Origin of the sequence: Streptomyces sp. WAC 01529 (assembly GCF_003945545.1) — a bacterium.
Taxonomy (GTDB): Bacteria; Actinomycetota; Actinomycetes; order Streptomycetales; family Streptomycetaceae; genus Streptomyces; species Streptomyces anatolicus.
In genome coordinates this window covers 2,225,289-2,251,943 of sequence record NZ_CP029617.1, presented here as the reverse complement: position 1 = coordinate 2,251,943, position 26,655 = coordinate 2,225,289, and the positions used below count along the sequence as shown (strand labels likewise).

Sequence of the window (26,655 nt, the reverse complement as noted above, 5' to 3'; positions counted from 1 at the left end):
GGGGGAACCCGCGACAATGGCCCCGTGCGTTACCGCGTCCTGGGGCCCACCCAAGCCACCCACCCCGACGGAACCCCCGTCCCCGTAGGCGGCCCCCGCCTGCGCGCCCTGCTGGCCGCACTCGCCCTCCGCGCCGGCCGACCGGCCCCCGTACCCGCCCTCGTCGACGACGTCTGGGCCGCCGACCCGCCCGCCGACGCCCCCGGCGCCCTCCAGGCCCTGGTCGGCCGGCTCCGCCGCACCCTCGGCGCGGACGCCGTCGTCTCGGCGGACGGCGGCTACCGGCTGGACGCGAGCCCCGACGACATAGACCTGTTCCGCTTCGACCGGCTGGCGGGCGAGGGCCGCCGGGCCCTCGCCGACGGCGACCCGGCGAAGGCGGCCGCCCTGCTCGACGACGCGCTCGCGCTCTGGCGCGGGGAAGCCCTCGCCGACCTGCCGGACCGCACCGCGGAGAGCGCCCGCTGGCAGGCCCGCCGCCTCGACGCCCGCCGCGCCGGCCTGACCGCCGCCCTCGCCCTCGGCCAGGCGGAACAGGCCCTGCCCGAACTCACCGCGCTCTGCGACACCCACCCCCTCGACGAACCGCTCCAGGCCCTGCGCCTGCGCGCGCTGCGGGACACCGGCCGCCCGGCGGAGGCCCTGGCCGCCTACGAGGACGTACGAAGGGAGATCGCGGACCGGCTCGGGGCCGACCCCGGGGCCGAACTCCGCGCCCTGCACGACGAGTTGCTGCACGCCCCGCAGGCCGAGCACCCGCAGGCCGAGCACCCACCGACCGAGCGCCCGCCGCGCGTACCCGGCAACCTCCGCGCCCGCCTCACCTCCTTCGTCGGCCGCGAGGCCGACATCGACGCCCTGCGCGACGACCTCGCGCGAGCCCGCCTCGTCACGCTGCTCGGCCCCGGCGGCGCGGGCAAGACACGCCTCTCGCAGGAGGCCGCCGAGAGCGTCGGCACAGGCTTCGCGGACGGGGTGTGGCTCGCCGAACTCGCCCCCGTCGAAGGCCCCGACGACGTGCCCGAGGCCGTGCTCACCGCGCTCGGCGCCCGCGAGACCGTGCTGCGCGGCGTCGGCGCGGAGGAGATGCGCGTCATGTCGGAGCGGCACGGCGAGGACCCCGTCGTCCGTCTCGTCGAGCACTGCGCGGGGCGCCGCATGCTGGTCATCCTGGACAACTGCGAGCACGTCGTGGCGGCCGCCGCCCGCCTCGCCGACGAACTCCTCGCCCGCTGCCCCGGCCTCACGATCCTCGCCACGAGCCGCGAACCCCTCGGTGTGCCGGGTGAGTTGCTGCGGCCCGTCGAGCCGCTGCCCGAGCCCGTCGCGGTCCGCCTGTTCGCCGAGCGCGGGGCCGCCGCGCGGCCGGGGTTCACCGTCGGCGAGGACCCCGCCGCCGCGGCCGAGATCTGCCGGCGCCTCGACGGCCTGCCGCTCGCCATCGAACTGGCCGCCGCCCGCCTGCGGATGCTCACCCCGCGCCAGATAGCCGACCGCCTGGACGACCGTTTCCGGCTGCTCACCAACGGCGCCCGCACGGTCCTGCCCCGCCAGCAGACCCTGCGGGCCGTCGTCGACTGGTCCTGGGACCTGCTCGACGGACCCGAACGCGCCGTCCTGCGCCGCCTCTCCGTCTTCGCGGGCGGCTGCGACCTCGCGGCGGCGGAAGCGGTCTGCGCGGGCAGGGGCAGCTCGTATGCGGGCAGGGGCAGTTCGTACGCGGACAGCGACAGCCCGTACGACGTCGCCGACGTGCTCGGTTCCCTCGTCGACAAGTCCCTCGTCGTCGCCGCCCCCTCACCCATGGCGGGGACGGGCATGCGCTACCGGCTGCTCGAAACCGTCGCCGAGTACGCGGGCGAACGCCTCGACGAGGCGGGGGACCGGCCCGGGGCCGAGCGCGGGCACCTCGTGCACTACCGCGAGGTCGCCAGGACCACCGACCCCGAACTGCGCGGGCGCGGCCAGCTCGCCGCCGTCGAACGGCTGGAGGCCGAGTACGAGAACCTGCGCACCGCCCTGCGCCACGCCGTGGCCGCGCGGGACGAACAGGAAGCGCTCTGCCTGGTGCTCTCCCTGTGCTGGTTCTGGGAGATCCGCGGCCTGCGCCTGGAGGCCCGCAACTGGGCCCGCGACGTCATGGCCCTCGGCCCCGACCCCTTCGCCCCGCCCGTCACCCCCGCGCCCCCGCTGAACCAACCGTGCACGGCCGAGCCCCCGCCGATGCGCCCCGAAGTGCTGGAAGAGGCCCGCCGCGGGGTGCGCCTGCTCGATCTCGCCTGCATGGACATGGACATGGACGCGTGGCGGACGGAGGAGGCCGAGGAGCGGCTGCGAGGCATCCGGGACACCTACCGCCCCGGCCTGCCGCAGACCTGCCGAGTGCCGGGCAGCCTCTGGTTCTTCGCCGTGATGCTGGGCGGCGACGCGGAGCTGCTGCGCACCACCCTCGACGCGACCGTCGACACCTGCCGCAGGCTCGGCTACGCCTGGGAACTGGCCACCGCGCTGCAACTGCGCGCCAACATCCTCACCAACCACACCGACTGGGCGGGCGAGGCACGCCAGGACGCCGACGAGGCGCTGCGGGGCTTCGAGCGGCTCGGGGACGCCTGGGGCATGGCCGAGGCGCTCGCCGCGCGCGGCGAGTCACGCGAGCGGTGCGGGGAGTTCGCCCTCGCCGCCGAGGACTTCGAGGCCGCCATCACCTACGCCGAACAGCTCGGCGCCCAGAGCCAGGCGGCCGTGCTCAAGGCCCGCCTCGGCTCGGTCCTCACGGAGTCGCCGGACAGCCTGGAGCGGGGCGAGGCGATCCTCCGCGACGTCCTGGCGAACAGCGGGCGCGCCCACACCGGCGAGGCCGTGCCCGCCGCCCGGCTCTTCCTCGTCGGCGTGCTCGGCCGCACCGGGCGCCTCGACGAGGCGCGCGAGCACATCTCGCGGCTGCGCGAGGAGTTCAGCGTGGTGGGGTACCCGGTCTTCGACAGCTTCGTGCTCGGCCTCCAGGCCTGGCTCGACACCCTGGGCGGCCGGTACGCGCGGGGCGTCGCCGTGGCCCGCGCCGCCCTTGAGGAGGCCCGCGCGCCCCTGTCGCTGATGGTCGCGCCGCAGGCCGTCACCGTGCAGCTGCGGATCGCGGCCCGCGCGCTGGCCGAACTCGACGGCGGCAGCCGCGCGGCGGACGCCGCCCGGCTGCTCGCGGTGGCCGAACGGGAGCATCCGGCGGGCCACTTCCCGAACGCGATCGAGCGGGAGATCTACGAGAACGCCGCCCGGCTCGCCCGTGCCGCGCTCGGCACCGAGGCGTACGAGGCCGCGTACGCCGAGGGCGGCGGCCTCACTCTCGACGAGGCCGCCGCCCTGTGCACCGCGTGAACCGTGCACCGCATGCACGGTGCCTGGTATGAGCGGTGATCAACTCTTGGTGCGGAACTTGTGGATCGCGATCGGCGCCATCACCAGCGTGATCAGCGCCGACCAGCCGACCGTCACCCACACGTCGTGCGCGACGGGGCCGCCGACCATCAGGCCGCGCGCGGCGTCCGCGAGCGAGGAGAGCGGGTTGTAGTCGGTGAAGCCCTGCAGCCAGCCCGGCATGGACTTGGTCGGCGCGAAGATCGACGAGCCGAACTGCAACGGCATCAGGACCAGGAAGCCCATCGCCTGCACGGACTGGGCGCTCTTCATCGAGACGCCGAGTACCAGGAAGATCCACATGATGGACGTGCCGAAGAGCGCGGAGAGGCCCACGGCGGCCAGCAGGCCGCCCCAGTCGGTGATGTCGAAGCCCACGAGAACACCGACGATCATCATGATCGTCGTCGCGATGAGCAGCCGCATCAGCTCCACCACGATCTTGGCGAAGAGCACCGAGCCCTGGCCGATCGGCAGGGTGCGGAAGCGGTCCATGATGCCGTTCTGGAAGTCCTGGTTGAAGCCGGTGCCGACGGCCATGGCGATGTTCATGCTCATCATCGCCATCATGCCCGGCACCACGTACTGCACGTACTGGTCCTGACCGCCGCCGAGCGCCTGTCCGATCGAGCCGCCGAAGACGTACACGAACAGGAGCGTGAACACGATCGGCATCAGGACCGCGTCGAACATCGACTCGGGGTCCTGGCGGATCCAGAGCAGATTGCGGCGCACGAGCGCGCTGGTGTGCCGCACGTGGCCGCGCAGGCTGATGCGGGCGTCGTCCGTCTCGCCCTTGGTGAGGGGCGGCGTGAGAGTGGTGGTGCTCATACGGCAACCTCCTCCAGTTCGGGGCGGGCGTCCTGCGGGGCGCTGGCCTTCTGGCCGGTGATGGAGAGGAACACCTCGTCCAGGCTGGGCAGTTCGGTGGCTATCGAGCCGATCGTGAGGCCGCGGGCGGTGACCGCGCCGACCACGGCCGTCAGCTGTTCGTCGCTGAGGATCGGCACCAGGACCGTGCCCGTCGCGACGTCCACGGTCGAGGTGGCGAGGCCGGTGAGGCCCAGGTCGTCAAGGGCGTTGGCCAGCGGGCGCAGCTCCAGCGGGTCGGCCGGGCGGACCCGCAGCGTGCGGCCGCCGACCTTCGCCTTCAGCTCGTCGATGCCGCCGCTCGCGATGACCTTGCCGCGGTCGATGACGGTCAGCTCGGAGGCCAACTGCTCGGCCTCTTCCATGTACTGCGTGGTGAGCAGGACGGTGACGCCGTCGCCGACCATGCGCTTGACCTCGGCCCACACCTCGTTACGGGTGCGGGGGTCGAGGCCGGTCGTCGGCTCGTCCAGGTAGAGGACGGCCGGGCTGCCTATCATCGACGCCGCCAGGTCGAGGCGGCGGCGCATACCGCCGGAGTACGTGCCCGCGGGGCGCTTGGCGGCCTCGGTGAGGGAGAACCGCTCAAGCAGGCCGTCGGACCGGGACCTGGCCTCCTTGCGGGACAGGTCGAGCAGGCGTCCGATCATGTACAGGTTCTCGCGGCCCGAGAGCTTCTCGTCCACCGCGGCGTACTGGCCGGTGAGGCCGATCACGCGGCGGAGCTGGCGGGGCTGGCGGACCACGTCGTACCCCGCGACCAGGGCCGAGCCGGCGTCCGGGGTGACGAGGGTGGACAGGCAGCGTACGAGGGTGGTCTTGCCGGCGCCGTTGGGCCCGAGCACGCCGAGGACGGTGCCCTCGCGTACGTCCAGGTCCACGCCGTCCAGTGCCTTGGTCTCGCCGTAGTGCTTGACCAGTCCCCTTACGGTGACCGCGCTCCCTGCGCCGCCGGGGTTCTCGTTGATTCGCGTCATGGGTACAAGGTGCCAGGCGGCACCGACAAACCACCGACATCCCACCGACAGGCCGGGGCCTCCCTCTGCCCCTGCCCCCAACGGGGCGCGAGCCGACCACCGCCTCGCCGAATGCCCCCGCCCCCGGCCCCAAGCCCTGTCCCGCCGCTTCGCGCCGGATGTTCCCCACCCACCCGCCCGGCACCCGGCGCGATGCCCTGTCCCGCCGCTTCGCGCCGGATGTCTCCCACCCACCCGCCCGGCGCCCGGCGCTAGCCCCGGACCGCCCCACCCGTCCCTTCGCGCCGGGGTTGCGGGCGTCACCGCGGAGGGCGGGAGCTTGAGGCTCCTACGGCCCCACCCGGTACGGGGTGAACGGGTGGGTGGGTGGGAGAGATCCGCCGCGAAGCGGGCGGGACAGGCGCCGCAGGTGACCAGTCGGCCCCGCCCAGCCGCTCAGGGGTTCAGGGCGAGCCGCATCCAGCCCCTGGGAAAGGCCCGGCCCAGCCGTGCAGGGCGAGCCGTGTCCCGCCCCTGGGAAAGGCCCGGCCCAGCCGTTCAGGGCGAGCCGTGTCCAGCCCCTGGGAAAGGCCCGGCCCAGCCACTCAGGGCGAGCCCGCTTCCAGCTCAGGGAAAGGGCCCGCCCAATCGCCCAGGGGCGAGAAAAGGCAGCCCGTCGACGGGGGACGGCCAACGGGCTGCCTTGGTGCCGCAGTGGTTCGTACGCCGGGACGGCCGCCACCTCGGCCCGAGCCGACCAGCGGGCGCGGCCCAGCGGCGGCCTACCGGACCAGTGGACGCGGGCCGGCGGCCCCGCTGCCTAGCGGACCGAGTGCTCTTCCGTCGGGAACGTTCCGCCCACCACGTCCTCCGCGAACGCCCTGGCCGCGCCGGCCATCACGCCCCGCAGGTCCGCGTACTGCTTCACGAAGCGCGGCATCTTGCCGCCCGTGAGGCCCAGCATGTCCGTCCAGACCAGGACCTGCGCGTCGCACTCGGCGCCCGCGCCGATGCCGACGGTCGGGATGTGCAGGGAGCGGGTGACCTCCGCGGCCAGGTCCGCGGGGACCAGTTCCAGGACGACCGCGAACGCGCCCGCGTCCTGCGCCGCCTTGGCGTCGCGCAGCAGGCGGTGGGCCGCCTCCTCGCCGCGCCCCTGGACGCGGTAGCCCATGGTGTTCACGGACTGCGGGGTCAGGCCCAGGTGGGACATGACGGGGATGCCGGACTGGACGAGGAGTTCGGTCTGGGCCAGGGAGCGTTCGCCGCCCTCCAGCTTGACCGCGCCGACACCCGCCTCCTTCACCAGGCGGGTCGCCGAGCGCAGCGCCTGCACGGCGCCTTCCTGGTAGGAGCCGAACGGCAGGTCGCCGACGATCAGGGCGCGCGAGGTGCCCCGCACGACCGCGGCCGACAGCATGGTCATCTCGTCGAGGGTGACGGGCACGGTGGTCTCGTACCCGAGGTGGCAATTGCCCGCCGAGTCCCCGACGAGCATGACGGGGATGCCCGCCTCGTCGAAGACGGACGCGGTCATCGCGTCGTAGGCGGTGAGCATGGGCCACTTCTCGCCCCGCTCCTTGGCGGCGGTGATGTCGCGCACAGTGATGCGTCGCGTGCCCTTGCCGCCGTACAGCGCCTTGCCGCTGTCGGGGCCCCGCTGGGCGTCGGCGCTCTTCTGGGCAGCCGAAAGCTGCGTCATCGCAACGGCTCCTTCTGTCATCTCGAGGCGCCCTGTCGGCGTCCCCGGATCACCTCCATGGTGGCACCACGTGCCGCCCCGGGGCTAGTGCGCCCACAGGTAATCCGTCCAATCCGTTCGTCATCCCTTCAGCAACGCGTTCGGTGACGCGTTCAGTAACGCGTTCAGTAAAGTCTTTCCAATACGAGACGGTATCGTATCGAAAGGGCCCTACGCTGGTCCGTATGTCAACTACCGCCCTCCCCACCCAGCCCCGCATACCGGAGGCCGTGCACCGGCGCCGCTGGGCGATCCTCGGCGTCCTGATGCTGAGCCTGCTGATCGTCGTACTCGACAACTCGATCCTGAACGTCGCCATAAAGACGATCTCCACCCCCGAGCCGACCGGACTCGGCGCGACCCAGGGCGAGCTGGAGTGGGCGATCAACTCCTACACGCTCGTCTTCGCGGGCCTGCTCTTCACCGCGGGCCTGCTCGGCGACCGGCTCGGCCGCAAGAAGGTCCTGATCGCGGGGCTCGTCGTCTTCGGCATCGGCTCGGCGTTCGCCGCGCAGTCCGGCTCACCCGTCCAACTCATCGTGTTCCGCGCGCTGATGGGCCTCGGCGCGGCCTTCGTGATGCCCGCCACGCTCGCCGTCCTGATGAACGTGTTCGAACGCGAGGAGCAGCCCAAGGCCATCGGCATCTGGGCGGGCGGCGTCGGCCTCGCCATCGCCATCGGCCCGATCACCGGCGGCGTGCTCCTCGACCACTTCTGGTGGGGCTCGGTCTTCCTCATCAACGTACCGATCGTGATCGTCGCGGTCGCCCTGATGGTCTGGCTGGTGCCCGACTCGCGCGACCCGAAGCCGGGCCGCGTCGACCTCGTCGGCGTCGCGCTCTCCGTCGTCGGCCTCGTCCTGCTCGTCTACGGCATCATCAAGGGCGGCCAGCTCGCCGACTTCACCGACCCGGCGGTCCTCGGCACCGTCCTCGCGGGCCTCGCCGTCCTCGTCGCCTTCGTGCTGTACGAGAAGCGCTGCGACCACCCGTCGGTCGACATCTCGTACTTCAAGAACCGCGTCTTCTCGGCGGCGATCAGCGCCATCGCGCTGGTCTTCTTCGCGCTGATGGGCGTGACCTTCTTCTCGGTCTTCTACACCCAGAGCGTGCGGGGCTACTCGCCGCTGCAGACCGGCCTGTTGATGCTGCCGCTCGCCGCGGCCCAGCTCATCTTCGCGCCGCGCGCCCGCCTGGTCGTCGACCGCTTCGGCGTACGGGCCGTGTGCACCGGCGGGCTGCTCCTGGTGATGGCGACGCTCGCGTCCTTCACGATCCTCGACGCCGATACGCCGATCTGGATCCTCGAGGTCATCTTCTTCCTCATGGGCACCGGCATGGCGCACATCATGACGCCCACCAGCGTCGTGATCATGCAGGCCCTGCCGCGCGAGAAGGCCGGCTCCGCCTCCGCGCTCAGCAACACCTTCCGCCAGGTCGGCGGCGCGCTCGGCATCGCGGTCCTCGGCTCGGTGCTCTCCACCGCCTACCGCAACGGCGTCGAGGACAAGCTGACACTGCTGCCCGAGAGCGCCCGGCACACCGCCGGGGAGTCCATCGAGGCGACCCTGGGCGCCGCGGCACGCCTCGGGCCGCGCGGCGAGCCCCTGGTGGCCGCCGCCAACGACTCGTTCCTGCACGCCATGCACGTCACGGCGCTGTGGGGCGCGGGCGTCGCGGTGATCGGCTCGCTGGTCGTCTTCCTCTTCCTGCCCGGGCGTACGCCGCCGGAGTCCCGCCCCCAGGAGAAGGAGGCCGAGCCGGTGGGCGCGGCAGGCCACTGAGGGAGCCGAGCGGCCGCGGGGGGAGGCGGCTGAGGGAGAATCGGCCCGGCAGCAGGCGCGGAGAGAGCGGAGACGACGTGGTCCACATCGCCAAGGGCGGCCGGGGGCGGCCCCGGAGCGAGGCCGTGGAGCAGGCCATCATCGAGGGCGTGGTGCGGCTCTTGGAGGACGGCGTTCCGCTCGCCGACCTCTCCATCGAGCGGATCGCCAGGACCGCGGGCGTCGGCAAGGCCACCATCTACCGGCGCTGGGACGGCAAGGAAGCCCTCTTCGTCGACGTCCTGCGCGTCTTCGAGGAGCCCGACCCGGAGCTGCCCGGCACCTCGATGCGCGACGACCTCGTCTGCCTCCTGGAGGGGCTGCGCCGCCGCGGCCTGAACATGCGCTCCTCGGCGTTGCTGCACAACGTCTTCGCGCAGATGAAGGCGCTGCCCAAGCTCTGGGACGCGTACCACCGCACGGTCGTCGACCCCCGCCGCCGCCTCACCCACGACGTGCTGCGGCGGGGCGTCGAGGGCGGCGAACTGCGCGCGGACGTCGACATCGAGATGGCCAACGACCTGCTGGTCGGGCCGATGTTGGTGCGTACGATCATGCGCCCCGACGCGCCGCTCGACGCCGACCTCGCCGAACGGATCGTCGACACGGTCCTTGAGGGCCTGGGCCCGGCTGTGTGAGTCCCCGGCGCTTTGGGTCCCGGCCGCGGCGCCACGCGCGCGAGTATGCGCATTTCGTCACAGCGGCCGCTCACCCGCCCTGTTCAGGAACCCGCCGTGCCGCCCCGATCGTCCTGGTGCCTGTACGGCCGTCGTGGACGGCAGGGACGACACCGATCATCGCCTAGGGTTTCAGGGGCGGACCGACGGTGTGTACGGCAGTCAGTGAGGCGACGAGGGTATGGCGCAGGCGTATATGACGGAGACGGGCAGCGACGGCTCGGGGCCCGAGCGTCCGGGGTCCCGGTTCCGACGCCTGCTGGACGGCTGGCGTGGCGACCCGGGCATCTGGAAGCGCGGGCTGATCACCGCGGGGGCCGCGGTCCTCATCGCGCTTGTGATGCTCTTCCACGCGCAGATCCCGAACAGCGTCGGCAACCTCGGCAGCCTCACCGAGACCTTCCTGCCGTGGCTCGGCGTCTTCATCCCGGTGCTGCTCGTCGTCGCCGTGGTCCGCAAGTCCGCCACCGCGCTGATCGCCCTGCTCCTTCCCGTGATCATCTGGCTCAACTCGTTCGGCGGCCTGATCAGCGACAAGTCGGGCACGGGCGGCGACCTCACGGTGGCCACGCACAACGTCAACGCCGACAACGCCGACCCGACGGGCACCGCCCGGGACGTCGCGGCGTCCGGCGCCGACGTGATCGCCCTGGAAGAACTCACCGCGGACGCCGTCCCCACGTACGAGAAGGCCCTGTCCGGCCAGTACAAGTACCACGCGGTGGAGGGCACCGTCGGCCTGTGGAGCAAGTACCCGCTCGCCGACACCCGCCCCGTCGACATCAAGCTGGGCTGGACCCGCGCGATGCGCTCGACGGTCGACACCCCCAAGGGCGAGGTGGCCGTCTACGTGGCGCACCTGCCGTCCGTACGCGTCAAGCTCGACGCGGGCTTCACCGCCAACCAGCGCGACAACAGCGCCGACGCGCTCGGTGAGGCCATCGCCGACGAGCGGATCGGCAAGGTCGTCCTGCTCGGCGACCTCAACGGCACGATGAACGACCGCGCGCTGAACGCGGTCACCTCCCAGATGCGGTCCACGCAGGGCGCGGCGGGCAACGGCTTCGGCTTCAGCTGGCCCGCGTCGTTCCCGATGGCCCGCATCGACCAGATCATGGTCAAGGGAGTCGAGCCGGTCTCCTCCTGGACGCTCCCGGAGACGAGCAGCGACCATCTGCCGATCGCGGCGAGGGTAGACCTCTCCTCCTGACGCGGGCGGCTTGACGTGGTCGGCTCTTCACGCGGGCGGCTTGTCGTGGTCGTCTCTTAACGCGGGCGACTCGACGTGGTCGCCGTTCGGTCCTGACCTCGCGGAATACTGGGTGCGGGGGAGTTTGTTCCGTAAGTAAACTTATGGATTCCCCTCGCCCGCTCCCCCTGCTTCCGTGGAAGGTACTTCTTCATGCCCCTGGCCCTGCTCGCCCTCGCCGTGGGCGCCTTCGGCATCGGCACGACCGAGTTCGTGATGATGGGCCTGCTGCCCAACGTCGCCGACGACCTGCACATATCCATCCCGGCCGCAGGACACCTCGTCTCCGCGTACGCGCTCGGCGTCGTCATCGGCGCCCCGCTGCTCGCCGCCGTCACCGCGAAGCTGCCGCGCCGCCGCGTCCTGATCGGCCTCATGGTGCTCTTCGTCGTCGGCAACGCGCTCTCGGCGGTCGCCCCCGACAACACCTCCCTGCTGGCCGCCCGCTTCCTCAGCGGCCTGCCGCACGGCGCCTTCTTCGGCGTCGGCGCGGTCGTCGCCACCGGACTCGTCGCCCCCGAGCGCAAGGCCCGCTCGGTCTCCCTGATGTTCCTCGGCCTGACCGTCGCCAACATCGTCGGCGTGCCGGTGGCCACCGCCATGGGGCAGCAGCTCGGCTGGCGCGCCACGTTCCTCGCGGTGAGCGCGATCGGCCTCGCCGCCATCGCCGCGCTCGCCCTCCTCGTCCCCGCCGACCACGGCCACGGCGACGCGGTCGGTCTGCGCGGGGAGCTGCGGGCGCTCGGCAGCGTGCCGGTGTGGCTGGCGCTCGGTACGACCGTCGCGGGCTTCGGCGCGCTCTTCGCCGCGTACAGCTACATCACGCCGATGCTGACGGACGCGGCGGGCTACGCCGAGTCCAGCGTCACGCTGCTCCTGGCGCTGTTCGGTGTCGGCGCCACCGCGGGCAACCTCCTCGGCGGCCGCCTCGCGGACCACTCCCTGCGGGGCACCCTCTTCGGGGGCCTCACCGCGCTCGCCGTCGTCCTCGCGCTCTTCCCGCTGCTCATGAGCGCCGGGTGGAGTGCGGCGCTCGCGGTCATGCTGCTCGGCATGGCGGCGTTCACGACGGGTTCGCCGTTGCAGCTGATGGTCATGGAGAAGGCGTCGGCGGCCCCGTCGCTGGCCTCCTCCGCCAACCAGGCGGCCTTCAACCTCGCGAACGCGGGCGGCGCGTGGATCGGGGGCCTCGCCCTCGCGGCGGGCTTCGGCGTCACGTCGCCGGCGGTGACGGGGGCGGTGCTCGCGGTGCTCGGGCTCGCGGTGGCGGGGGCGGCCTACCTGGTCGACCGCCGGACCGCGCCGGCGCCGGCGCGACTGGTCGCCGCGGGGCCTGTTCAGCGCCGGGAGGCGTCTCGGCGGTGAGGGGGGCCTCTGCGGTGGGCCCGGCGCCGGGCGGGGCCGGGGTTGGGGTGCCCTCGCCAGGGCGGTCCTTCCTCGCAGCTGCGCGGCGAACTTTCCCGCCGCCGTCAGGGCTCGCTCCGGTGGGACGGACCTTTCCCGCCGCTGCGCGGCGAAGCTTCCACCGGGCGGTGCCGTCGTCAAGGCTCGCCCCGGTGGGGGCGGATCCTTCCCGCCGCTTCGCGGCGAAGCTTCCCCACCCACCCACCCGTTCACCCGGCACCGGGCGGTGCCGTCGTCAAGGCTCGCCCCGGTGGGGGCGGACCCTCTCCGCCGCTGCGCGGCGAATCTTTCCCACCCACCCACCCGTTTACCCGGCACCGGATGGCGCCCTGACGGCACTTGATCAGCTCGGGGAAACGGGTGGGTGGGTGGGGGCATCGCCGCGGAGCGGCGTGTAGGGCCCCGCCCCCTGGAGCTGCGCTGAGAAGCGGCGGGGATGGGTGGGGCCCGGTGTGGGGCAAACGGGTGGGTGGGTGGGGGCATCGCCGCGAAGCGGCGTGTAGGGCCGTCCCTTCGGCGCCGCACGCCAAAGGCGGGCAACCGTCACGCACCCCGGACCGGGGAGCCGCGAAGCGGCGAAGACGGCTGACCGCCCGAGCCCCGGCGCCGCACGCCAAAGACACCCCCGGAGCCGCGAAGCGGCGAAGGCGAAGGCGAAGGCGGTCGACCGTCACCCGTCCCGCCCCGGGGAGCCACACGCCGGAAGACGCCCCCGCCGAGGGTCCCACCACAACGCCCCCCGCCGAGGGGCCGCCACAACGCCCCCGGTGAGAAACCGGCCACCTCAGCCGGAGGCGCCTTCGCGCCAGCGATTGGTGATCGGCAGCCGCCGGTCCTTCCCGAACCCCTTCGCGGAGATCTTCGTACCCGGCGGGTACTGCCGCCGCTTGTACTCCGCCGTATCCACCATCCGCAGCGTCTTCGTCACCAGCTCCCGCTCGAACCCCGCCGCCACGATCGCGTCAGCGCCCTGGTCCCGGTCGACGTACAGCTCCAGGATCGCGTCGAGCACCGGATAGTCGGGGAGCGAGTCCGTGTCGACCTGGTCGGGACGCAGCTCCGCGCTCGGCGGCTTGCTGATGGAGTTCTCCGGGATCGGCGGCGTCTGCCCCCGCTCCCGCGCCGCCCGGTTGCGCCACCGCGCGAGGCGGAAGATCGCCGTCTTGTAGACGTCCTTGATGGGACCGTAGGCGCCCACGGAGTCCCCGTACAGCGTGGAGTAGCCCACCGCCAGCTCGGACTTGTTGCCCGGCGCGAGCACGATGTGCCCCTCCTGGTTGGAGATCGCCATCAGCATCGTCCCGCGCAGCCGCGACTGGATGTTCTCCTCGGCGAGCCCGGTGAGCCCGAGCGCACCCATGTACGCGTCGAACATCGGCGCGATCGACACGGTACGGAAGTTGAGCCCGGTGCGCCGCGCCAGCTCCTCCGCGTCGCTGATGGAGTGCTCGGACGAGTAGCGGGACGGCATGGCGACCCCGTACACGTTCCGCGCGCCCAGCGCGTCGCAGGCGATGGCGGCCGTGATCGCCGAGTCGATGCCTCCGGAGAGCCCGATCAGCACGCTGCTGAAGCCGTTCTTCGCGGCGTACGCGCGCAGGCCCACGACCAGCGCCGAGTACACCTCCTCGTCGTCGTCGAGCCGGTCGGCGTAACCGCCGGTCAGCTCCGCCTCGTACGCGGGCAGCGGCTCCTCGGAGAGCGTGACGTGCTCGACGCGCAGCCCGTCGTCCACGACACCGGACGGCGGCACGGGCGCGGCGGCGGGCAGGTCGAGGTCCAGGACCACACACCCCTCCGCGAACTGCGGCGCCCGCGCGATGACTTCGCCGTCCTTGTCCACGACGATCGAGTCGCCGTCGAAGACCAGCTCGTCCTGCCCGCCGATCATCGCCAGGTACGCGGTGGTGCAGCCCGCCTCCTGGGCGCGCTTGCGGACCAGTTCGAGCCGCTGGTCGTCCTTGTTCTGCTCGTACGGCGACGCGTTGATGGAGAGCAGCAGCCCCGCCCCCGCGCTGCGGGTCGCCGGCACGCGGCCGCCGTCCTGCCAGAGGTCCTCGCAGATGGCGAGGGCCACGTCGACGCCGTGCACGCGCACGATCGGCAGGGTCTCGCCCGGCACGAAGTAGCGGAACTCGTCGAAGACGCCGTAGTTGGGCAGGTGGTGCTTGGAGAAGGTCAGCGCGACCTCGCCCCGGTGGAGCACGGCCGCGGCGTTGCGCGGCGCGCCCGCGGGCTGCCCGTAGCGGGGCTTGGCCTCCTCGGTGCGGTCGAGATAGCCGACGACGACCGGCAGCTCGCCGAAGCCCTCGTCCTTCAGCCGGGCGGCGAGCGCGTGCAGCGCCTGCCGCGAGGCGTGGACGAAGGACGAGCGCAGGGCGAGGTCCTCCACGGGGTACCCGGTCAGCGCCATCTCGGGGAACGCGACGAGATGCGCCCCCTGCTCGGCGGAGTGCCGGGTCCAGTGGACGATCGCCTCGGCGTTCCCGGCGAGATCGCCGACGGTCGAGTCGATCTGGTTCAGGGCGAGACGTAGTTGAGGCACGCGCCCAGTGTAATCGTCAAAGCGACGCGATGCCCGGCGGGCCGGGGGCGGGACCGGAGGCCCGGGAGCCGCCCCCGCCGCCCGCCGAGAGCCGCCCCCGCGGCCCACGGGGAGCCGCCCCCGCCGGGCGCCGCCCCCCTCGCCCGCCGGGCGCCGCCGTCACGCGTCGCGGTACCCGAGCACCGTCATCATTCCCGCCTCCGAGTGGTAGACGTTGTGGCAGTGGACCATCCACAGGCCGGGGTTGTCGGCGTCGAAGTCCACCGTCAGCGTGCCGTTCGGCAGGACGACGGCGGTGTCCTTGCGGGGGCCGTTCGCCACGTTCGACAGGGCGAAGGTGTGGCCGTGCAGATGCACGGGGTGCCACATCGAGGTGGAGTTGGCGAAGACGAGACGGACCCGCTCGCCCGCGCGCAGCGGATGGCGCCGGCCGGGGGAGTAGGGCTTCTTGTCGAAGGCCCAGTCGTACTTCGCCATGCCGCCCGTCAGTTGGAGCCTGATCGTGCGGTCCGGCTCGCGGGCGGGCAGGGCGACGGACTCGGCCGCCCGCAGCTTGTCCGCCGTCAGGAGGCGGCCCGTCAGCTCCCCGGGACGTGCCGACGCGGCGGGCGCGGCCCCGCCGCCCGTGCGCAGCACCGCGAGCGCCGCCGCCTTCTTGCCCTCGGCCACCGCGGTGAGCGGGAAGACGCCGTCCTTGGCGGTGACCAGGACGTCGTACCGCTCACCCATGCCGAGCAGCAGCGCCTCCGTCCTCGCGTGCTCCACCGGGAAGCCGTCCGTGTGCGTCACCGTCATCTCGTGGCCGCCGAGCGCGACGCGGAAGGCCGTGTCACCTCCGGCGTTGATGAGGCGCAGACGGATGCGGTCGCCGGGGCGGGCACGGAACTGGGAGGGCGCCTTCGGCGTACGGCCGTTGATCAGGTAGTGCGGGTACGCGACGTCGCCCGCGTCACCCCCGAGCAGATCGCTCCTGGCACCCATCATCATCCGGGACGGGCCGGTCCGCTTCTTCGGCATCGGCGTCGTCTTCGGCGTTGGGGACGGGGCGGTCCGCGCCGCGGCGTGCGACATGTGGGACATCTCGTGGTCGCCGTGGTCGCCGTGGTCGCCGTGGTCGCCGTGTTCGGCCATGCCCTTGCTCAGCTCCGCGAGTACGCCGTCCGGGGTGGAGCCGTCCACGCCGTCGACCCAGTCGTCGAGGACGATCACCCACTCCTTGTCGTACTTCAGCGGCTCCTTCGGGTCCTCGACGATCAAGGGGGCGTACAGCCCGCGGTCCTGCTGGGTGCCGGAGTGCGGATGGAACCAGTACGTCCCCGGGTCCGGCACCGCGAAGCGGTAGGTGAAGTCCGACCCGGGCTTGATGTCCCGCTGGGTGAGGCCGGGGACGCCGTCCATGTCGTTGCGCAGGGCGATGCCGTGCCAGTGCAGGGACGTGGGCTGGGGGAGGTGGTTGGCGAGGGTCAGGGCGAGGGTGTCGCCCGCGGTGACGCGGACCTCCTTGCCGGGCAGGGCGTCCCCGTACGCCCACGTCCGGACCGTGGGGCCGCCGCCCAGGTCGAGCCGGGTCTCGGCGGCCGTGAGCCGCACTTCGCGGACCCGGCCGCCGCGGCCCCGCTTCTTCTCGGCGGCGGCGACCTCCGGACCCGCCGGGTCCACATAGCCCTCGGGGCCGGACGACGCGCCGCCCCGGCCGTGCCCACCGCCGTGGCCGCCCGAGCCCGAGCCGGTACAGGCCGTCAGGACTCCCGCCCCGGTGAGGGCGGCAGTGGCGGTGAGCAGGGTGCGGCGGGAGGGCGGGGCTGAGGTGAGGGGAGCAGGCGGGGCTGAGGCGAGGGAGGTGAGGGGGAGGGGAGCGGAGGGGTTTGCGGAAGCAGTGCGTGGGGTTTCGTGGCGCATGGCCGGGTGACACCTCGTCATGGTGGTACGTGCGTATGGGCGCGTCCGCTGCTTCTGACACACCGCCCGGCCCCGCGGGTTCCCATCGGAACGGCACGGGTTTCCGGGCAGCGCGAAGCAGCCGGGCGCGCTCTAGATCCGCAGCACCGACAGACGGGAGAGCAGGACGCGGGGCGGCGGCGCCTCGGGCCTCGGGGCGTGGGGGAGATGCCCGGCCGCCGGGGTGTGGCCCAGCGTCCCGCCCGGCCTCAACAGACCCGCGCGCACCAGCAGTACGAGCGTCATGGCGCCCAGCACCGCCAGGCACACGGACAGGGGGTCCATCCCCATGCCGACGCCCCCGTGGGGCTCCGCCACGGGCCCCGCCAGGGGCTCGGCACGGACACCGCCGCGCTCGGCATGGGCTCCCTGGGCGGCGTGCTCGGTGCGAACCTCGTGCCCCGTATGGACGCCGGACCCCGCATGGACCTCGTGCCCCGCATGGACGCCGGACCCCGCATGGACGCCGGACCCCGCCTGGAGGCCGGACCCCGCATGGAGGCCCGACCTCGCGAGGGCTCCGTGCCCGTCCCCATGCCCACCCGAGGGATGCCCCAACGTATGCATGGCGAAGATCCCGAGGACCAGCGCGGCGAGCAGCAGCAACTGCCCGTACCCCGTGCGGTTCCTCGTCCTCGCCATGAGCCGAACCCTACCCCCGCCGGGTATCCGACGACTCGCGGGCCACCGCCACCGCGACGATCATGAGTCCATGACGACCAAGGACGAACCGGGATGGATCCACCCGGACCACGCGCCGTCCCGAACGGCTGCCTAGCATGGGTGCGCCGAGCCCGCCCCCGACGACGGAGGCCGCCTGCATGCCTCCACGGCCGACACGACCGCCGGGCGGCGGCCCCCGAAGGCCCCCCGCCACCCGCGCCACCCGCGCCGCCCTCGCGATCCCGCTGCTGCTCGGCGCGCTCCTCTACACGACCTGGACCGTCGAGGCCTTCCTGCCGACCGGCCTCTCACCCCTCCAGGTGTACGTCAGTGAACTCGCCGCCCGTGACCAGCCGTACGGGACCTTCTTCCGCACCGCGGACCTCCTGGCGGGGCTCCTCGTCCTCGCGGGCGCGGTGGGCGCGCTGGTGTGGCTGCCGCGCCGGGGGTGGGCCGTGGCGGGGTGGGCCGGGCTCGCGCTGTTCGGGGCGGCCACGGCGGCCGACTCGCAGCTGGCGCTGAGCTGCGCGCCCACCGCCGACGCCGCGTGCGCCGCGCGGGAGGCGGCGGGCGACGTCCCCTGGACGCACTCCGCGCACACCGTCAGCAGCAGCGTCGCGGTCGGCGGGGCCCTGCTCGGCATGGTCCTGCTCACCGTCGCCGCGCGGCGCGGCGCGGGCGCGTGGCCCGCTCTCGCGCGCACCGGCCCGGTCCTCGTCGTCCTCGAAGTCGCCGCCACGGGGTGGACGCTGGCGTCCGTCGCCGCGTTCGAGGCGGGGCGGGGGACGTGGGCGCTGGGGGTCGGGCAGCGGCTCCAGGTGCTGTTCATCGCGGTCTGGATCGCGGTCCTCGCGTGGTCCGTGGCGGCCGCCGCGTCGCCGCGGGAGCGGCGCGGATGACCTTCGTACGCATCGCAGGGGTGCCGCACAACGTCGATGTGACGGGGAGCGGGCCGGTGTGCGTGCTGAGCGCCGGTCTCGGGCTCGGCTGGTTCGACTGGGACCCGGTGGTGCCGCTGCTCGCGCCGCACCGGACCGTCGTCCGCTTCGACCGCCCCGGGCTCGGACTCAGCGGCCACGCGCGCGTGGCGCCCACGTTGCGGGGCGAGGCGGAACGCATCCTGCGCGTCCTCGACGGGGTCGGTCTCGGCGGGGAGAAGGCCACGGTGGTCGGGCACTCGCTCGCCGGGTTCCACGCGGAGGCGTTCGCGCGGCTGTACCCGGGGCGCACGGCCGGCCTCGTCCTCGTCGACTCCAGCGTCGAGGAGCGGCCCCGGGTGCGGGTGCCCCGCGCGGCACGGGTGAGGGGCACGCGCGCGTGCGGGGCGGTTCTGTGTGCGGCGGGGGTGCCGCGGGCGCTCGGTCCCACGCTGCGCAGGCGGGCGGCGCCCACGCGGTGGGCGGGGGTGTACGGAACGGGGCGGGTGTTGCGGGCGGCGCTCATGGAGTACGTGACGTACGGCGACGCGGCGGTGGAGCTGGCGGCGCTGCGGGAGGCCGGACCGCTCCCCGGCGGGGCGCCGGTGATCGTGCTCGCTGCGTACGCGGGAGGCTCGAAGAAGTGGCTCGGCCGCCAACGGGAGCTGGCCTCCGGCCTCGGCGGGGAGTTCCGCGTGGCGCGACCCTCGGGACATCTGGTGATGCGGGACCGGCCGGGGGACGTGGCGGAGGCGGTCCTCGCCGGGGGCGGGGGCGGGGGGTGAGGGGGTGATCGCGGGGTGTCGAGTACGTCATCCGGAGCGGCGCGGCACCGGCCTCACCCCCGCGGCGACCGCCTTCGGCGTCTAGCCGCGCCCAGCGACAGCCCCGACGCCCTCCAGCGCTGTTCAGTGGCGCCCCGCGACGGGCCGGACACTGTCGCGGATGACGATGTGCGTGCCCAGGAGATGGCGTTCCTGGCCCGTGCGCGGAGTGTCGGACAGGGCGCGGCGCACCGCCGTGCGGCCCATCTCCTCGGCGGGGATGCGCACGGTCGTCAGGCCGGGAGTGATGTCCGCGGCCACGGGGTCGTCGTTGTAGCCGACCACCGACATGTCCTCCGGCACCCGCAGCCCGTACTCCCGCAGTGCGATGACGGCCGCCGCGGCCGCCCGGTCGTCCCCCGCGAAGACCGCCGTGAACTCCGGCCTGCCGTCCGCCGCTTCGAGCAGGTCCCGCATCGCGCGGTAGCCGTGGTTCTGCCCGAAGCCGACCCCGTGCAGGATGGCGTCGCCGCGCGGCACGCCGTGGTCGGCGAGCGCCCGGAGGTACCCGGCCAGGCGGTCCTCACCGGTCGTGTTGCCGGGCTGGTAGCCGAGGAGCGCGATCCGCCGGTGCCCGGCGCCCAGGAGGTGGCTGGTGACGGCGTGGGCGCCCGCTTCGTTGTCGTACTCGATGACCAGCGCGGGCACGTCGGGCGCCGGGGCGGGACGGCCGCACAGCACGAGCCGGGAGCCCGCCGCCGCCAGGACCTCCGCGTACCGCGCCATCCGCTGCCGGTACTCGTCGTCCTGCGTGACGCCGCCCACCAGCACCACGGCCTCCGCGGCCTGTTCGCGCATCATCTGGACCAGGGCGAGCTCACGCGCCGGATCGCTGCCGGTGGACGCGACGAGCGTGAGGCGGCCGTGCTGGGCCGCCTCCATCTCCACACCCTGCGCGACCTGCGCGTAGAACGCGCCGACCACGTCGAACATGAGCACCGCTATCGTCTTGCGCCCGGCGCCCGCCAACGCGCGCGCGTGCGCGTTGGCCACGTAGTCCAGGTCCTTGACCGCCCGCAGCACCTTGGCGCGCGACGCCGTCGACGTCGGGTAGTTGCCCGCGAGGACCCGCGAGACGGTCGCCACCGACACCCCCGCCCGCGCGGCCACGTCGCGGATGGTGACCCGCTCGCCCACTGTCTCTCCCTCGCCTAGCGACCACCCGGCGCCCTCGCCGCCCCGGACCCATCATCCCGCGCCCCGCCCCCGGCTCAGTGTGCGGCCTCGTACTCCTCCAGGAACTCCTCGGCGGACCGCTCGCCGCCCTGGGAACGCCACTTCTTGTAGACGCCGTCCCAGTCGGAGAGCTTCTTGCGCCCGGCGACGACCGCGGTGACGCCGTCCGTGATGATCTGGTCCATCGTGGCGCTCTGCCGGTTGTACGTGTCCGACATCAGGCCCCAGTGGTCGTCGGGCACCAGCATCGGCACCACCTTCCGCTGCCAGGCGTGCAGCCGCTTGGTGAGGTCGGGGAAGCCGGGGTAGTACAGCGGCTGCGGGGCGTCCATGAGGTAGGGGAAGGGCAGGTTGGTGCGCGAGTCGACGAGGCCCAGCTCGGTGGCGACCGGGTCGCCCGCCTTGTCGTAGGTGAAGTGGGTGCCCTCGACGCCGTGGTGCATCAGCTCGTACTCCTTGGTGCCGAACGGCGAGGCGAGCCAGTTCAGTACGCGCAGCATCAGCTTGACGCGGTCCTTGGACGCCTTCTTGATGACGGTGTAGCCGAAACAGCCGCGGTTCTGCTGGTACACGGGTGTGACGCCGTCGACCGCGTACGGCTCGGCGACGTCGAGCGTGAACTCGTCCTTGATTCCCTGGGCGTTGGAGACGGCGGCGCCCCAGCCGTCCGTCATCGAGCGGACCGTGCCGTTGTAGAACTGCGTCTTCAGGTCCACCTGGGAGATCGAGGTGGCGTCGGGGTTGTACGAGCCGTCCTGGCGCAGCTTCGCCATGTACTCCAGCGCCGCCTTGAACGCGTCGGTGCCGTACATGTCGGTGACCTTGCCGCCCTTGATCCGCCACTGGTTGGGCGCCCCGTGCCACATCGCGTGGTAGAGGTAGCCGAAGAAGCCGACGGTGGACGCGCCGAGCGCGGACCTCTTGCCCCGCGAGGCCTCCTGGGCCATCGCGCGGAAGTCGGGGGCGGACATGCCGGGCCGGTATCCGGCCCTGTCGAAGGCCTCGCGGTTGATGAACATCGCGCCCTGCACCTTGGCGCGCTCCACGGGCAGCCCGTAGATGCGCCCGGCGATGCGGCCCATGCCCTCCCAGGCGTACGTGGGGATGTTGGCGAGGTGGGGGTACTCCTTCACCGCGTCGCCCGACAGGTGTTCGCTCAGGTCGGCGCACCGGGACTTCACGAACTGGGACTCGCGCGGCAGGACGTACCCGCCACCGAAGTTGATCATGTCGGGGAGGTCGTCGCCCGACATCAGCGTCGACATCTTGGCGCGGAAGTCCGCGTCGGGCACGACGGTGAACTCGACCTCCACGCCCAGCGCCTCGTTCACCGCCTGCCAGTACCCGTTGCGGCCGGCCGACTTCGGCGGGGTGCCGTACGTGATGGTCAGGACCCTGATCTTCTGCTTGCCGTCGCCCGGCTTCTCGGAGATCGCCCGCACGAGCTTCTCGGGGTACTTCGTGTATCCGGCCTGCACGCCCTCGGCGGTCGGCGCCAGATCGGGGGCGGGGCCGTCGGCGGGCTTGTACGCGGGCCACGGCACCGCCTTCTTGCCCGCGTTCGAGACGCTGCCGCCACCGCCGGAGCCGGTGGAGCAGGCGGTGAGGACGGACGGGGCGGCCAGGGCGGCGCCGCCGACGGCTATGGAGCGGAGCAGGGTGCGCCGCGACATCGAGGAACCGGACACGTGAATGAGCCCTTCTGTACGACGAGTGGGGGTCAGCTCTTGATGGCGCCGGTGAGCACGCCCTTGGTGAAGTACCGCTGGAGGAAGGGGTAGACGAGCAGGATCGGCACGGTGGCGATCACCAGGACGGCCATCTGGGTCGTCTGCGGGGCCGAGACGAGCCCGGCCTCGCTCAGTCCCGTGTCGGCGATCTGCGAGCCGCCGATGACGTACGTACGAAGGACCTGGGAGAGCGGCCAGTGGTCCGACTCCATGTAGATGGAGGCATGGAACCAGGCGTTCCAGTAGCTCACGGCGTAGAAGAGGGAGACCACGGCGAGCGCCGCCTTCGACAGCGGCAGCACGAGCCGCCACAGGATGTGCCAGTCACCCGCGCCGTCGAGCCGGGCCGCCTCGTACAGCTCCTCCGGTATGCCCTGGAAGAAGCCGCGCAGCACGATCAGATTGAAGACGTTGATGAGTACGGGGGCGATGAGCGCCGCATACGTATCCATCATCCCCATGCCCTTGACCAGCAGGAACGCCGGGATCATGCCGGGCGGGAAGAGGAACGTGAAGAGGATGAGCAGCAGCACGGGGCGGCCGCCGAAGACGCCGGGGCGGGCGAGGGCGTAGGCGAGGAAGGTGGTGCACGCGAGGGAGAAGAGCGTGCCGAGGACCGTGAGGGCGACGCTCACGCCGAGCGCCTTGGTGACGATGCCGCCGGTGAGGATGGTGCGGTAGGCGCGCAGCGTCGGATCGCTCGGCCACAGCACCCAGCCGCCGTTGTCCACGACCTCCCGGTTGGAGGCGAGCGAGGTCGAGACGATGACGAGGAAGGGGATGAGGATGAGCCCGAGCACGACCACCACCGCGACGGCCTTGGCGGCCTTCGTGGCGAACCGGGGCTTCTCCCTCCAGGCCGGCCTGATGACATGACGGGCGCTCACTTGTAGACCCCCTGCTCGCCGAGCCGGTGGGCGACCCGGTTGGCGGTGAAGACGAGCGCCGCGCCGACGACGCCCTTGAAGATTCCGGCGGCCGCCGCGTATCCGGTGTCGCCGCCGACGATGCCCTGCCAGAAGACGAAGGTGTCGAGGACCTCGCCGACCTCCGGGCCGACCGACTGCCGTTGCAGCAGCATCTGTTCGAAGCCGACGGAGAGGATGTCACCGAGCCGCATGATCAGGAGCAGGATGATGATGGGCCGGATGCTGGGCAGCGTGATGTGCCAGAAGCGCCGCCAGGGCCCTGCGCCGTCGATGGCCGATGCCTCGTACAACTGCTCGTCGACCTGCATCAGCGCGGCGAGGAAGATGATCGTCCCCCAGCCGGCGTCCTTCCAGATCACCTCGATCACGACCAGCGGCTTGTACGCGTCCGGGTTGCCGATGATGTCGACGGTGTGCAGTCCGGCGTCGCCGAGCGTGGTGTTCAACAGGCCGGTGTCGCCGAGCACTTGCTGGAAGAGGGCGACCACGACGACCCACGACAGGAAGTGCGGCAGATAGATCACCGACTGCGTGAAGCGGCGCAGCAGGTCCGAGGTGAGGCTGTGCAGGAGCAGGGCGAGGGCGAGCGGCGCCGGGAAGAAGAAGACCAGCTGGAGCACGGCGATGAACAGGGTGTTCCAGGTGGCGTGCCAGAAGTCCGGGTCGCCGAACATCCGCTCGAAGTTCGCGGTGCCGACCCAGGGGCTGGCCCACAGGCCGTCGAAGGGGACGTACTCCTTGAAGGCCACCGCGTTGGCGATGAAGGCGCCGTAGTGGAAGACCAGGAAGTAGGCAAGCCCCGGCGCCATGAGCAGCACCAGGAACCGGGTGCGCTGAAACCGCTTCCATCGCTCACCGCGCCCTGGTTTCCCGCCACTTGACCCGTTGTCGCGCCTGTCGGGCGGCTTCACCGCCTCGGTTTCCGCCCGGTCTTTCGTCACCGTCGGCACGGCAACCCCTCCGTCGTCGGAATAAGGTGCCCGGAATCTAAAGCGGTTACTGTCCTCGGTCAACCCCCTTGGCCGGGCGATCTCTTGACCTCTCTCCCGGCTTGGTCCTAGCCTCCAGAGGCTGGTTAGTAACCGGTTACTACGAGGGACGGTCACGCGTGACGGATCAGAGGGATGAGGTGGGGCGGCCGGTCACGGCGGCCCTGGCGATGGGCGCCGAGGTCGCGGACCGCGTCTTCCCGCCGGACCTGCGTGCACGGCTCGCCGCCTGCGTGCGGCTGGCGCCCCCGGTCCTTTCGGGGTCGCTCACCGCTCCGGCGGCGCGCGCGGTCCTCGCCGAGACGGAGGTCCTGGTCACCGGCTGGGAATGCCCGCTCCTGACGCCCGAGGTGCTGGCGGGCGCGCCCCGCCTGCGGGCGGTCGTGCACGCGGCGGGCTCGGTCAAGTGGATGGTGACGGAGGCGGTGTGGGAGCGGGGCGTCGTCGTCTCCTCGGCCGCGGACGCCAACGCGGATCCGGTGGTGGCGTTCACGATGGCAGCGGTCACCTTCGGGGCGAAGGGGGCGCTGCGGGCCGCCGCGGGGTACGCGGCCGGAGCCAGACCGTCGTTCACCGAGCGCGTCGGGGGCGACGCGCGCACCGTCGGGGTCATCGGGGCGTCCCGTATCGGGCGGCGGGTGATCGCGTCGCTCCGGGCGTCCGACGCGGGGTACCGGGTGCTGCTCACGGACCCCTATGTGACGCCGGCCGAGGCGGGGGCGCTCGGCGTGGAGCTGGTCCCCCTCCCCGAGCTGTGCCGGCGCAGCAGCATCGTCACGGTGCACGCGCCTGAACTCCCCTCGACGGCAGGCCTCTTGAGCGAGGCCATGCTGAGGCTGATCCCGGACGGCGGGGTCGTCGTCAACACGGCGCGGGGGGCGCTGGTGGACACGGAGGCGCTGGCGCGGGAGTGCGCGGCGGGGCGCCTCGACGCGTTCCTGGACGTCACGGACCCGGAGCCGCTGCCCGCGGGCCATGTGCTCCTCGGCCTGCCCAATGTGCTGGTGACCCCGCATGTCGCGGGGGCGCAGGGGAGCGAGGTGCGGCGGCTCGGCGCGTACGCGGTCGCCGAGGTCGAGCGGTACATCGCCGGAGAGCCCCTCCGCGGCCGCCTCCTCCGCGAGGACCTGGCCAGGCTGGCGTAGCCCGTGCCCGGCGTCCCCGGGCACCTCGGCCCGGCGCTTCTCGTCCGTCCGGGCCCGGCCCGCAGGGCGCCTTCGAGCCGCCGCGCTGGCCCGCTGTTACAGATGGGCCGATCAGCAGGCACTATGGGCACAGAGCGGCACGCGGCACGGCCCGGAACCCGGCGGTGCGGGCCCGGGCGGCACGGGGTCCGCAACGCGCCTGAAACCGGGTGATGGGATGCTCGTGTGCCCAAGGCGTTCCGAGGTGTCCCGTGGCGCGGGAGCAGGCGGCCTGACCAGCAAGGATGGGTGGAAGCGGAAGATGGACAAGCAGCAGGAATTCGTGCTCCGTACGTTGGAGGAGCGCGACATCCGGTTCGTACGCCTGTGGTTCACGGACGTCCTCGGCTTCCTGAAGTCGGTGGCCGTGGCCCCGGCCGAGCTTGAGCAGGCGTTCGACGAGGGCATCGGCTTCGACGGCTCGGCGATCGAAGGATTCGCCCGGGTGTACGAGTCGGACATGATCGCCAAGCCGGACCCGTCGACGTTCCAGGTGCTGCCCTGGCGCGCGGAGGCCCCCGGTACGGCCCGTATGTTCTGCGACATCCTGATGCCGGACGGCTCCCCGTCCTTCGCGGACCCGCGCTACGTGCTCAAGCGCGCCCTCGCCAAGACCTCCGACCTCGGCTTCACCTTCTACACACACCCCGAGATCGAGTTCTTCCTCCTGAAGGACAAGCCGCTGGACGGCTCGCGGCCCACGCCCGCCGACAACTCCGGCTACTTCGACCACACCCCGCAGAACGTGGGCATGGACTTCCGCCGCCAGGCCATCACGATGCTCGAATCCATGGGCATCTCGGTCGAGTTCAGCCACCACGAGGGCGCGCCGGGCCAGCAGGAGATCGACCTGCGCTACGCCGACGCCCTCTCCACGGCCGACAACATCATGACCTTCCGCCTCGTCATGAAGCAGGTCGCCCTCGAACAGGGTGTCCAGGCCACCTTCATGCCGAAGCCCTTCTCCGAGCACCCCGGCTCGGGCATGCACACGCACCTCTCCCTCTTCGAGGGCGACCGCAACGCCTTCTACGAGTCGGGCGCCGAGTACCAGCTCTCCAAGGTCGGCCGCTCCTTCATCGCGGGCCTGCTCCGGCACGCCGCGGAGATCTCGGCGGTCACCAACCAGTGGGTGAACTCCTACAAGCGCATCTGGGGCGGCTCCGAGCGCACCGCGGGCGCGGGCGGCGAGGCCCCCTCGTACATCTGCTGGGGCCACAACAACCGCTCGGCCCTGATCCGCGTACCGATGTACAAGCCCGGCAAGACGGGCTCGGCACGCGTCGAGGTCCGCTCGATCGACTCGGGCGCGAACCCCTACCTGACCTACGCGGTCCTGCTCGCCGCCGGCCTCAAGGGCATCGAGGAGGGCTACGAACTCCCGCCGGGCGCCGACGACGACGTCTGGGCCCTCTCGGATGCCGAGCGCCGCGCGATGGGCATCGAACCCCTGCCCCAGAACCTCGGCGAGGCGATCGCCCTGATGGAGAAGTCGGAACTGGTCGCCGAGACCCTCGGCGAGCACGTCTACGACTTCTTCCTGCGCAACAAGAAGCAGGAGTGGGAGGAGTACCGCAGCGAGGTCACGGCCTTCGAACTGCGGAAGAACCTGCCGGTTCTGTAGCC

The 26,655-nt window shown here is 72.5% G+C and carries 19 protein-coding genes; 9 read left to right on the top strand and 10 right to left on the bottom strand.

Going from position 1 to position 26,655, the window contains the following annotated elements:
- The first annotated feature begins 24 nt into the window (after positions 1 to 24).
- Complete coding sequence (locus DMA15_RS10155) at positions 25 to 3,375, top strand: BTAD domain-containing putative transcriptional regulator (protein ID WP_125512451.1); 3,351 nt, start codon at positions 25 to 27, stop codon at positions 3,373 to 3,375.
- A 39-nt stretch (positions 3,376 to 3,414) separates the two neighbouring features.
- Here DMA15_RS10155 and DMA15_RS10150 read toward each other — a convergent pair whose 3' ends face one another.
- From DMA15_RS10150 to panB, 3 genes are all read right to left on the bottom strand, one after another.
- Positions 3,415 to 4,245, bottom strand: a complete 831-nt coding sequence (locus DMA15_RS10150) for an ABC transporter permease (protein ID WP_125512450.1) — start codon at positions 4,243 to 4,245, stop codon at positions 3,415 to 3,417.
- A complete protein-coding gene (locus DMA15_RS10145) occupies positions 4,242 to 5,261 on the bottom strand; it encodes an ATP-binding cassette domain-containing protein (RefSeq protein ID WP_125512449.1) in 1,020 nt (339 codons plus the stop codon). Before DMA15_RS10145 ends, DMA15_RS10150 begins: the two co-directional genes overlap by 4 nt.
- 799 nt (positions 5,262 to 6,060) lie before the next feature.
- On the bottom strand, positions 6,061 to 6,942 hold the full coding sequence (panB, locus tag DMA15_RS10140) for a 3-methyl-2-oxobutanoate hydroxymethyltransferase (protein WP_125512448.1): 882 nt from the start codon (positions 6,940 to 6,942) through the stop codon (positions 6,061 to 6,063).
- A gap of 224 nt (positions 6,943 to 7,166) precedes the next feature.
- Here panB and DMA15_RS10135 point away from each other — a divergent pair, with 224 nt between their 5' ends.
- From DMA15_RS10135 to DMA15_RS10120, 4 genes are all read left to right on the top strand, one after another.
- Positions 7,167 to 8,765, top strand: a complete 1,599-nt coding sequence (locus DMA15_RS10135) for an MFS transporter (protein ID WP_125512447.1) — start codon at positions 7,167 to 7,169, stop codon at positions 8,763 to 8,765.
- A gap of 77 nt (positions 8,766 to 8,842) precedes the next feature.
- Complete coding sequence (locus tag DMA15_RS10130) at positions 8,843 to 9,442, top strand: TetR/AcrR family transcriptional regulator (RefSeq protein ID WP_240659734.1); 600 nt, start codon at positions 8,843 to 8,845, stop codon at positions 9,440 to 9,442.
- A gap of 220 nt (positions 9,443 to 9,662) precedes the next feature.
- Positions 9,663 to 10,691, top strand: coding sequence for an endonuclease/exonuclease/phosphatase family protein (locus tag DMA15_RS10125; RefSeq protein WP_125512446.1), 1,029 nt, complete (start codon positions 9,663 to 9,665; stop codon positions 10,689 to 10,691).
- Positions 10,692 to 10,883: 192 nt separating this feature from the next.
- Positions 10,884 to 12,095 carry an MFS transporter gene (locus tag DMA15_RS10120; protein ID WP_125512445.1) on the top strand — a complete coding sequence of 404 codons (1,212 nt, stop codon included), beginning with the start codon at positions 10,884 to 10,886 and terminating at the stop codon, positions 12,093 to 12,095.
- Between the two features lie 823 nt (positions 12,096 to 12,918).
- Here DMA15_RS10120 and DMA15_RS10115 read toward each other — a convergent pair.
- The 3 genes from DMA15_RS10115 to DMA15_RS10105 all read right to left on the bottom strand — a co-directional run bounded on the left by DMA15_RS10115 (position 12,919) and on the right by DMA15_RS10105 (position 17,259).
- On the bottom strand, positions 12,919 to 14,679 hold the full coding sequence (locus DMA15_RS10115; protein ID WP_125512444.1) for an NAD+ synthase: 1,761 nt from the start codon (positions 14,677 to 14,679) through the stop codon (positions 12,919 to 12,921).
- Between the two features lie 159 nt (positions 14,680 to 14,838).
- Positions 14,839 to 16,578, bottom strand: coding sequence for a multicopper oxidase family protein (locus DMA15_RS10110; protein WP_125512443.1), 1,740 nt, complete (start codon positions 16,576 to 16,578; stop codon positions 14,839 to 14,841).
- 132 nt (positions 16,579 to 16,710) lie between these two features.
- The gene (locus DMA15_RS10105; protein ID WP_125512442.1) at positions 16,711 to 17,259 is read right to left on the bottom strand and encodes a hypothetical protein; all 549 of its coding nucleotides are present in this window, start codon (positions 17,257 to 17,259) and stop codon (positions 16,711 to 16,713) included.
- Positions 17,260 to 17,438: 179 nt separating this feature from the next.
- On the opposite strand from DMA15_RS10105, the gene DMA15_RS10100 reads away from it, so the two are divergent.
- Both DMA15_RS10100 and DMA15_RS10095 read left to right on the top strand, forming a co-directional pair.
- Positions 17,439 to 18,179, top strand: a complete 741-nt coding sequence (locus DMA15_RS10100) for a DUF998 domain-containing protein (protein ID WP_125512441.1) — start codon at positions 17,439 to 17,441, stop codon at positions 18,177 to 18,179.
- Positions 18,176 to 18,982 carry an alpha/beta hydrolase gene (locus DMA15_RS10095; RefSeq protein ID WP_125512440.1) on the top strand — a complete coding sequence of 269 codons (807 nt, stop codon included), beginning with the start codon at positions 18,176 to 18,178 and terminating at the stop codon, positions 18,980 to 18,982. Before DMA15_RS10100 ends, DMA15_RS10095 begins: the two co-directional genes overlap by 4 nt.
- A gap of 123 nt (positions 18,983 to 19,105) precedes the next feature.
- Here DMA15_RS10095 and DMA15_RS10090 read toward each other — a convergent pair whose 3' ends face one another.
- From DMA15_RS10090 to DMA15_RS10075, 4 genes are all read right to left on the bottom strand, one after another.
- A complete protein-coding gene (locus tag DMA15_RS10090; RefSeq protein ID WP_125512439.1) occupies positions 19,106 to 20,158 on the bottom strand; it encodes a LacI family DNA-binding transcriptional regulator in 1,053 nt (350 codons plus the stop codon).
- A 74-nt stretch (positions 20,159 to 20,232) separates the two neighbouring features.
- Positions 20,233 to 21,870: an extracellular solute-binding protein gene (locus tag DMA15_RS10085; RefSeq protein WP_125512438.1), complete on the bottom strand. Its 1,638-nt coding sequence runs from the start codon at positions 21,868 to 21,870 to the stop codon at positions 20,233 to 20,235.
- 47 nt (positions 21,871 to 21,917) lie between these two features.
- Complete coding sequence (locus DMA15_RS10080) at positions 21,918 to 22,814, bottom strand: carbohydrate ABC transporter permease (RefSeq protein WP_240659733.1); 897 nt, start codon at positions 22,812 to 22,814, stop codon at positions 21,918 to 21,920.
- Positions 22,811 to 23,665 carry an ABC transporter permease subunit gene (locus tag DMA15_RS10075; RefSeq protein WP_125512437.1) on the bottom strand — a complete coding sequence of 285 codons (855 nt, stop codon included), beginning with the start codon at positions 23,663 to 23,665 and terminating at the stop codon, positions 22,811 to 22,813. Before DMA15_RS10075 ends, DMA15_RS10080 begins: the two co-directional genes overlap by 4 nt.
- A 299-nt stretch (positions 23,666 to 23,964) precedes the next feature.
- On the opposite strand from DMA15_RS10075, the gene DMA15_RS10070 reads away from it, so the two are divergent.
- Together DMA15_RS10070 and DMA15_RS10065 are read left to right on the top strand one after the other, a co-directional pair.
- On the top strand, positions 23,965 to 24,990 hold the full coding sequence (locus DMA15_RS10070; RefSeq protein WP_240659732.1) for a hydroxyacid dehydrogenase: 1,026 nt from the start codon (positions 23,965 to 23,967) through the stop codon (positions 24,988 to 24,990).
- Between the two features lie 301 nt (positions 24,991 to 25,291).
- Positions 25,292 to 26,653 carry a glutamine synthetase family protein gene (locus DMA15_RS10065; protein WP_030786766.1) on the top strand — a complete coding sequence of 454 codons (1,362 nt, stop codon included), beginning with the start codon at positions 25,292 to 25,294 and terminating at the stop codon, positions 26,651 to 26,653.
- The last annotated feature ends 2 nt before the right edge of the window (positions 26,654 to 26,655 follow it).

Bases quoted from the DNA above. Each gene is read 5' to 3' on its own strand.
- DMA15_RS10150 (WP_125512450.1), bottom strand. From the start codon at position 4,245: ATGAGCACCACCACTCTCACGCCGCCCCTCACCAAGGGCGAGACGGAC.
- DMA15_RS10145 (WP_125512449.1), bottom strand. From the start codon at position 5,261: ATGACGCGAATCAACGAGAACCCCGGCGGCGCAGGGAGCGCGGTCACC.
- panB (WP_125512448.1), bottom strand. From the start codon at position 6,942: ATGACGCAGCTTTCGGCTGCCCAGAAGAGCGCCGACGCCCAGCGGGGC.
- DMA15_RS10135 (WP_125512447.1), top strand. From the start codon at position 7,167: ATGTCAACTACCGCCCTCCCCACCCAGCCCCGCATACCGGAGGCCGTG.
- DMA15_RS10125 (WP_125512446.1), top strand. From the start codon at position 9,663: ATGGCGCAGGCGTATATGACGGAGACGGGCAGCGACGGCTCGGGGCCC.
- DMA15_RS10120 (WP_125512445.1), top strand. From the start codon at position 10,884: ATGCCCCTGGCCCTGCTCGCCCTCGCCGTGGGCGCCTTCGGCATCGGC.
- DMA15_RS10110 (WP_125512443.1), bottom strand. From the start codon at position 16,578: ATGCGCCACGAAACCCCACGCACTGCTTCCGCAAACCCCTCCGCTCCC.
- DMA15_RS10105 (WP_125512442.1), bottom strand. From the start codon at position 17,259: ATGGCGAGGACGAGGAACCGCACGGGGTACGGGCAGTTGCTGCTGCTC.
- DMA15_RS10100 (WP_125512441.1), top strand. From the start codon at position 17,439: ATGCCTCCACGGCCGACACGACCGCCGGGCGGCGGCCCCCGAAGGCCC.
- DMA15_RS10095 (WP_125512440.1), top strand. From the start codon at position 18,176: ATGACCTTCGTACGCATCGCAGGGGTGCCGCACAACGTCGATGTGACG.
- DMA15_RS10085 (WP_125512438.1), bottom strand. From the start codon at position 21,870: ATGTCGCGGCGCACCCTGCTCCGCTCCATAGCCGTCGGCGGCGCCGCC.
- DMA15_RS10075 (WP_125512437.1), bottom strand. From the start codon at position 23,665: ATGGCGCCGGGGCTTGCCTACTTCCTGGTCTTCCACTACGGCGCCTTC.
- DMA15_RS10065 (WP_030786766.1), top strand. From the start codon at position 25,292: ATGGACAAGCAGCAGGAATTCGTGCTCCGTACGTTGGAGGAGCGCGAC.